Genomic DNA, 6,962 nt, shown 5'->3' on the forward strand with positions numbered 1-6,962 from the left:
TGCATCTCCCTTGAAGGGCCCCTGCTGGGGCTCACGATGTGAGTCCGCGGAGTGGGACTTCGTCATCACGGTCATCGGAACTGGGGGTGCCACACGTCGTGGTTGTGGCCTTCGTCGTCGACCACGGCAATGTCGGGCCACCGGTCGAAGGCGGAGCACGGGTGGGAGATCCCGAGGTCGACGGTGTCGCCTACCCGCAGACCGTGTGCGTCTGTGAGGATCAGGTGGTGGTCGTAGATGTGGGCTGCCGTGGCCTTGGCGGCCGGTCGCGGCGCTCCTTGTGCGTCGTAGGCGCTGATGAGCACTGGCAGCCCCGCGTCGTAGGGCAGTTCACGTTTCCCGGCGCCGACGATGACCCGTCCTGGTTCTGGCGTGGAGAGCACGACCGCCCGGACGGTCAGTGCTGCGCTCAGCTCTGGCAGAGGGGAGACGTGTTCGTACGTGCCGTGGTCATGGGTGACGTAGCAGCCCGATCGCAGGACGGGCACCATAGGCAGAGCACGTTGTTGCTTCATGAGCTCTGACAGGGCGTCGACGACGCGGTCGGGGAAGGCGGAGCCGCCCATGCTGAAGATGGGCTGTGGGGTCTGGAACAGCGGTGTCAGGCTGCGGAAGACCGCGATCGCTTCCTGGCAGTGCGCGTCGACGTCCGCCAGTGTGGCGGAGTCCCGGAGGTTGGGCCGGACGCCCTCGTAGCCCGCGACGCCGGCCAGGAGGAGTCCAGGTGACGCCTGGGCGGCCGTGCCGAGTTCATACGCTGCGGCGGGCTCCCGCACCCCGGTCCGGCCCCCGTCCGCACCGACGTCGATGAGGACGCGCAGGGGATTGGGCGTGCCTTCCATGGCCGACCGGGCGAGGTCCAGCCCGGCCATGGAGTCCACGAAGCAGTAGAGCTCCAGCCCCGGTGTCTCGTCGAGCCATTGCCGCACGAGGGTGAGGTCAAGGCGGTGGATCACCTCGTTGGCGATGATCACGTGCCGTACTCCCCAGTCCAGGGCTATGCCGGCCTGCCTCACGGTGGCCACCGTGACGCCCCATGCGCCAGCAGCCATCTGCCGCTCGACGATGGGGCGGGTCATGGTGGTCTTGATGTGCGGGCACAGCGCGACGCCCTGATCTCGGCACCAGGCCGCCATCAGCTGGACGTTGTGCTCCAGCGCGCGCAGGTTGAGCCGGAGCTCGGGCATCTCACGAGCTCGGCATCTGCCTGGTGGCGTGCCGTGATCCATTGGTCCTCCAGATCGCCGGGATCGCCGGCGGTGTCGTGCGGCACTCGGCTCACAGGGCGATGGCTGCCCGCCTGGCCTGGCGATGAAGGCAGCCACATCGCGTACGTGGCATGTATATGCGACGGAGCATAGATTATCTACGACAAAGCTTGCAAACACTATGATGGATGGCGCGTTGTATTTACTAGAGGAGAGTCTGTGTCCACCGACGATCACGCGCCCGCATCACCCGCGCCTCCGCGCAATGACGGAATCGGCCAGTACCTCCGCCGAGAGCGCCTGGAGCGGGGCTTCACGCTGGAGAAGCTGGCGGAGAAGACGGGCTTGTCCCGCAGCTATCTCAGCAACGTTGAGCGTGACGTGAACAGCCCGACGATCAATACGCTGCGCACGATCGTCGACGCCCTCGGTACGACGCTCAGCCAGCTGTTCCACGCGGTCGACCGCGAGCGCCGTGTGCTCACGCGTCCCGATCAACGCGTTGAGCTCACTCGGGCGGGCGTGGAAGGGGTTACGTACACCCTTCTCAATCCCAAGCACGGTGGCAAACTCGAAATGATGATGCTGGAGGTGGCCCCAGGAGCATCCTCCGGGGACAACCCGCACACCCATAGCGGCGAGGAGGTCGGTCTCCTTTTGAGCGGGGAGCTGGAATACTGGGTCGACGGCGTGCACTACCGCCTGCAACCCGGCGACTGCGTCAGCTTCGACTCCTCTGTACCGCACCGATACGGCAACCCGGGTGATGTCCCAGCAGTCTGCGTCTGGTCAGAGACCCCACCGGGCTTCTGAGAGGCAGAGAACCGGGCTCGCGCCGCGGCGACGACCGCGACGGCGGCCGTCGCCGCGGTCACCCCCCAACACCAGCACCCGCCGCTCCCGCAGCCACCCGGCCGCCGCGTCGAATAGCGCCTTCAGGCCCTCGCCTGTGGGAAGACGTTCTCCATGTCGGCTCCCGGAGCCGGCGGGTCCGGCGCGGCCCCAGGCCCGAAGGCCGAGGACCGCGCCGAGTAGGGACTCCAGCCGCCGGGCCCGTATGCACCTGGAGGGTCACCGCTGCGCACTTGGAGGCGCTGTCCAGCCGAGGGGTTCAGGGGCGTCTTCTGTTTCTCCTTGACGCTGTGCGACTGAGCGCCAGAGCTCTTGACCGTGCGGGCTCTGCGGTGGGAGACGTGATAGCCGGCGAAAAGGGCGGCGGCCCGGATGGGGAGGGCATGCAGGGCGACGCGCTGTTCGGGGTCGATGGCGAGCAGGGTGGTGACGCCGGCGAGGAAGGCCAGGACGGCCCAGCTGAGGGGGGTGGCCAGGGGCAGACGGAACCAGCTGGCCGCGGGTGACACGGCGGCGGTAGGCAAGGTGGGGGCAGATGCGGGCCGGTCGGCGACGATAGACACCATGCTCAGCTAATACTGCAACCGCATCTGTGGGTTCTGGCCTCGCCGTTTGTAGTGGGGGCGGCGGGCTCGGGCTTGGCTGCGGCGTCGGAAGCGTGACCAGCACAGGTGGTGCTCGTGGGCCCGTGATCCGTCCGCCGGCGGCGATGACCTTCTCGTACTGCTTCTTCAGGACGGGGTCGCTGATGTGGGAGTACGTTGCCGGCATCTGCGCGTTGCGGTGCCCGAGGATCGCCATGATCGTCTGAATCTGGGCGCCACCTTCGGCGAGCTGGGTGCCGACCGTGTGGCGAAACCGGTGGGCGGTCACGGTGGGATTGCCGTCTCCGTCGACGAGCCCGGCCTTGCGGCAGGCGATCTCCAGGGCATCCGCGTAGAGGAACTGACGGCCCATGGGCTTGCCTCGCCGCATGAACACGTAGCGGACCGGCCGCTGGGCCCATGCGTCGTGGCGGGCTGCGGCGTTCGCAGCCTTGGCCGTGTCGATCAGCTCACGCAGGGCGTCCGCCACTTGGGGGTGCAGGGGGACCATGCGCTCGGTGTAGGTCTTGCCGACCGGGATCCGCAGCCGCGGATGGCCGTCGGGGTAGGCGTCCAGGCAGTCCAGGGTCAGCCGTGCGATCTGCCGTGCGATCTCCCCGCGCCGGGCACCGCTCCAGCGGAGCAGAAGGAGAGCAGCTCGTTGGTGCGGGTCTTCGAGTCCCTCGACCGCCTCCATGAGGCTGTCCAGCTCGGCCCGGGGGATGAACCGTGGCAGCGCGGACGGGAGTTTGGGCATGTCCGAGCGGCCAAGCAGGGGCCGGCCCGGGACATCGCTCCAGCCCCACTGGCTGGTCTCGCGGAAGAACTGAAGCAGCGGGCTGAGGTAGGTGTAGCGGGACCGCGCACTCGGCGGTCTTCAGGCTGTGGAACGGCGGTTCGGGGACCTGTCGGTAAATGAGCAGCGGCACCTCGCAAGCGAGCTGAACCACAAAGGGTTCTTCGCAAAGGGTTCTTCGCGAAGAACCCTTTGCGAAGAACCCTTTGCGGACTACCGTGTGTCGCATGACTGATGCAGTGGAGAGGCCGGATGGCCCGAACGTTGAAGAGGACTCGGTTGTTCTGGATGCCAAGGGGCTGCGTGCCCTGGCGCATCCGGTGCGCGTGCAGTTGGTCGGGCTGCTGCGGAAGTACGGCCCGTCGACGGCCACCCGCCTCGCGGAACGGCTTGGCGTGAATTCCGGTACGGCCAGCTACCACCTCCGGCAGCTCGGCGCGGCCGGTTTCGTCGAGGAGGACACCGAACGCGGCAACGCGCGAGAGCGCTGGTGGCGGTCGGTACACCGGACGACCTGGTTCAACGATCCGGAGCTGGCCGAGCGGGAGCCCGAGGCCGCACTGGCCTACCAGCAGTCCGTCGCCGCCATCTACACCCTGCGCACGCAGCAGACCCTGAACGAGCTTCAGACGATGCCCCGCGCATGGCGAAACACCTTCGACATGAGCGACTGGGCCCTTCGGCTCACACCCGAGGAGGCCGCCGCCCTGGAACGGGAGTTGACGGAGGTCATCTCGCGCTACCGGCGAGATACGCCCGAGACGGCGGCGAGTGCCCCCGAGGGAGCCGAACGGGTTGCCGTGATCACGCAGATCCTGCCCGAACTGGATGCGCCTGCCGCGTCGTCGCCCCCTTCCGGCCCTCAGGAAGCGGAAGGAAGCCCGACGTCATGACCGACGACGCCTCGGAGGCCGGCGGCATACCCGGCAAGAGGTCCTTACGGCCGCTGGGCGGGGTGCTGGCGGCCATGGCCGTGTCGCTGACCGGCACGCGGATCTCCGTTGTGGCACTGCCCTGGTTCGTGCTCGTCACCACCGGCAGCGCCACTCAGACCGGACTGGTCGCCTTCTGCGAGATGACTCCCTACGTGGTGGTCAAGGCGTTCACCGGACCGCTGGTGGATCGGATCGGCCCGCGGGCCGTTTCCTGGACCACCGATCTGGCCAGTGCGACCGCCGCCGCCGCGGTTCCCCTGCTCCACGCCCTGGACCTGCTCTCCTTTCCCCTTCTGCTGGCCCTGGTCGCACTGATCGGCGCGGCCCGGGGCCCCGGCGACCTGGCCAAGGAGGTGATGGTCCCGGAAGCAGCTGAGCGCGGCCGGGTGCCGCTGGAGCGGGCCACCGGTCTATCCGGCGTGATCGAGCGGCTCGCCTCTACCATCGGCCTGGCGGCCGGCGGATCCCTGGTGGCGCTGCTCGGCCCCCTGACCGGACTCGCCGTCAACGCGGGCTGCTTCGCCCTCGGATCGGTGATCATCAAACTCGCGCTGCCTCGCGGCATGGGGCACGCGGCCGAGGAAGCCCCCTCGCCGGCCGGGGAGACGGGACCGGGCTACTGGCGGCGGTTCGGCGAGGGCTTCACCTTCCTGCGCGGCGAGCCGCTGCTGCTCACCGTCATCGTCATGGTCGGCATCACCAACCTGCTGGACGCGGCGTTCACTGCGGTGCTCGTGCCCGTCTGGGCCAGGGGGTCCGGCAACGGGCCGACCGCGATCGGCCTGATGGGCAGCGTGATGGGGGCCGCGGGGGTCGGCGGGAGCCTGATCGCCGCGGTGGTCGCGCACCGGCTGCGGCGACGGGTGGTGGTTCTCACCGGGTTCCTGCTGGCCGGGGCACCGAGGTTCCTGATCCTCGCCTTCGATGCCCCGTTGGGAGTGGTACTGGCCGTCTTCGCGGTCAGTGGGTTCGGTGCCGGCTTCGTCAACCCAGTGCTGGGGGCCGTCCTCGTCGAGCGGGTGCCGCGCCGGATGCTGGGCCGGGTCAACGCGCTCGGTGACTCGCTGGCCTGGGCCGGTATCCCTCTCGGCGGGCTGATCGCCGGGGCGGCGGTGACCGCTGTCGGACTCGTGCCGGTGCTGCTCGCCTGCGGCGCCGCGTACTTCCTCACCACGAATCTGGCTGGACTGCGGCCGGAGTGGCGCGAGATGGACCGTACGCGTGGGCGGGGCGTCCTGAAGCCGCATTCCAAGGACGACGCCTCACAAGGCAGTGCGAATGTAGCGACATGACGTGTACGGGAGGGAGGTGGACCATCTGGTTTCCTTCTCCCTCCCACCGCTCCTTCTGACCTCGCCCACGCTTCACGCACGCTCAGCTGACTGCTGGTCGGCGGCGTCCATCGGAACTCGGGGGCCCGGGAGTTTGACCGCAGCAGGGTCGAGGCGGGTGTCCATGTCGAGGTTGACCTCCCCGTACGGACGCACGTGGGACCAGAACAGCGGGGTCAGGCCGCGCCGATCGGCAGGCGTGAGAAGCTCGGAGCGAGTTGTTCGCCGACCACGCGGCGCGACTCGCGCCGCTCACCGACACCGATGTCCACGAACTGATCACCGCACCGCGCTGTGCTCCTGTCCGGATACCGGGGTGGCGGGCCGGTCGATCTCGCCGGTCTTGAAGACCTGTTGGCGCGCCTGTCGCTCATGTCGGACGATCTTCCCGAACTCGCCGAGGCGGAATGCAACCCGGTCGTTGCCCGGCCCGACGGCATTACCGTCGTCGACGCACGGATACGTCTGCTGCCGCGCCGGGCCTGGGATCCCTACCTGCGCAGGCTGTCGTGAGCCGCGCGGCCCGGAAGAGGGCACAAGATCCGGAGGAGGGAACGAGATGAAGCCCCGGAGAGTCGGAAGCGTGATGACCGGCGATGGCGTCAGGGCAGCGCGCGACCCCGCGTGAGGAAATCGAACGATGGCTGGCTGAGCACGACATCAACGGGCTGCCTGTGGTGGACGCTGACGAGCAGGTGATCGGGGCGCTACGCGACCGATCTGCAATGCACTCGGCAGGTGCCGGGCCGGAACGGGTCATTACCGCAGGCGACCTGATGTCCGTCCCGCCGCTCACCGTCTGTGCCGACGATTACCACGCCAGGGTCGCCCAGATCATGACCGAGCAGTGTGCCGAGCGGCTGCCGGTGCCGGACAAGGACCGGACCGCGATACTCACGGGGCATCGCGAAGAACGACGCAGTGCGCACGCGGAAGGGTGGGGCGAGCAGCGTGTCCCGATCCCGCTCGGCGCACATCCGGCATGGTCAAGGAGTCGCGCAGAGGGACTCTACGAAGTGCCCCAACTGCTTTTCCGCGAGATGCCGAGTGAGGTCGGCTTCGCTGATCACGCCGACCAACCGGTGCTCGTCGATGACCGGCAGCCGCAGGGTCCGGTGCTCCTCCACGGCGTGCAATACCTGCACCGTGCCCGACCGGAGCGACCGAGACCGTGGGACCAGCACCGCCTCGGGGGGGGGGGGGGGGGGGGGGGGGCTGGGGGGGGGAGGGGGGGGGGGGGGGGGGGGGGGGGGGAG

At 68.8% G+C, this 6,962-nt stretch carries 6 protein-coding genes and 1 pseudogene; 4 read left to right on the forward strand and 3 right to left on the reverse strand.

Going from position 1 to position 6,962, the window contains the following annotated elements; genetic code table 11:
• Nucleotides 1-71: 71 nt before the first annotated feature.
• Nucleotides 72-1,187 carry an alanine racemase gene (locus ACZ7IB_RS31515; RefSeq protein ID WP_470917215.1) on the reverse strand — a complete coding sequence of 372 codons (1,116 nt, stop codon included), beginning with the start codon at nt 1,185-1,187 and terminating at the stop codon, nt 72-74.
• A 240-nt stretch (nt 1,188-1,427) separates the two neighbouring features.
• On the opposite strand from ACZ7IB_RS31515, the gene ACZ7IB_RS31520 reads away from it, so the two are divergent.
• Nucleotides 1,428-2,021, forward strand: coding sequence for a cupin domain-containing protein (locus ACZ7IB_RS31520; protein ID WP_470917217.1), 594 nt, complete (start codon nt 1,428-1,430; stop codon nt 2,019-2,021).
• 258 nt (nt 2,022-2,279) lie between these two features.
• Here the strand turns inward: ACZ7IB_RS31520 and ACZ7IB_RS31525 are convergent, their stop codons facing one another.
• Complete coding sequence (locus ACZ7IB_RS31525; protein WP_470917218.1) at nt 2,280-3,401, reverse strand: tyrosine-type recombinase/integrase; 1,122 nt, start codon at nt 3,399-3,401, stop codon at nt 2,280-2,282.
• Between the two features lie 266 nt (nt 3,402-3,667).
• On the opposite strand from ACZ7IB_RS31525, the gene ACZ7IB_RS31530 reads away from it, so the two are divergent.
• The 3 genes and pseudogenes from ACZ7IB_RS31530 to ACZ7IB_RS31540 all read left to right on the forward strand — a co-directional run.
• Nucleotides 3,668-4,333, forward strand: coding sequence for an ArsR/SmtB family transcription factor (locus tag ACZ7IB_RS31530; protein WP_470917219.1), 666 nt, complete (start codon nt 3,668-3,670; stop codon nt 4,331-4,333).
• Complete coding sequence (locus ACZ7IB_RS31535) at nt 4,330-5,667, forward strand: MFS transporter (protein ID WP_470917220.1); 1,338 nt, start codon at nt 4,330-4,332, stop codon at nt 5,665-5,667. The genes ACZ7IB_RS31530 and ACZ7IB_RS31535 overlap by 4 nt, the downstream gene beginning before the upstream one ends.
• Before the next feature lie 251 nt (nt 5,668-5,918).
• Nucleotides 5,919-6,219: pseudogene (locus ACZ7IB_RS31540) on the forward strand (acetate--CoA ligase family protein); the annotation flags it as partial.
• 473 nt (nt 6,220-6,692) lie between these two features.
• Here ACZ7IB_RS31540 and ACZ7IB_RS31545 read toward each other — a convergent pair.
• Nucleotides 6,693-6,851, reverse strand: coding sequence for a CBS domain-containing protein (locus ACZ7IB_RS31545; RefSeq protein ID WP_470917221.1), 159 nt, complete (start codon nt 6,849-6,851; stop codon nt 6,693-6,695).
• Nucleotides 6,852-6,962: the final 111 nt, after the last annotated feature.

The organism is Streptomyces sp. NPDC037301 (assembly GCF_055602785.1).

Bases quoted from the DNA above. Each gene is read 5' to 3' on its own strand.
- ACZ7IB_RS31515 (WP_470917215.1), bottom strand. From the start codon at position 1,187: ATGCCCGAGCTCCGGCTCAACCTGCGCGCGCTGGAGCACAACGTCCAG.
- ACZ7IB_RS31525 (WP_470917218.1), bottom strand. From the start codon at position 3,401: ATGCCCAAACTCCCGTCCGCGCTGCCACGGTTCATCCCCCGGGCCGAG.
- ACZ7IB_RS31530 (WP_470917219.1), top strand. From the start codon at position 3,668: ATGACTGATGCAGTGGAGAGGCCGGATGGCCCGAACGTTGAAGAGGAC.
- ACZ7IB_RS31535 (WP_470917220.1), top strand. From the start codon at position 4,330: ATGACCGACGACGCCTCGGAGGCCGGCGGCATACCCGGCAAGAGGTCC.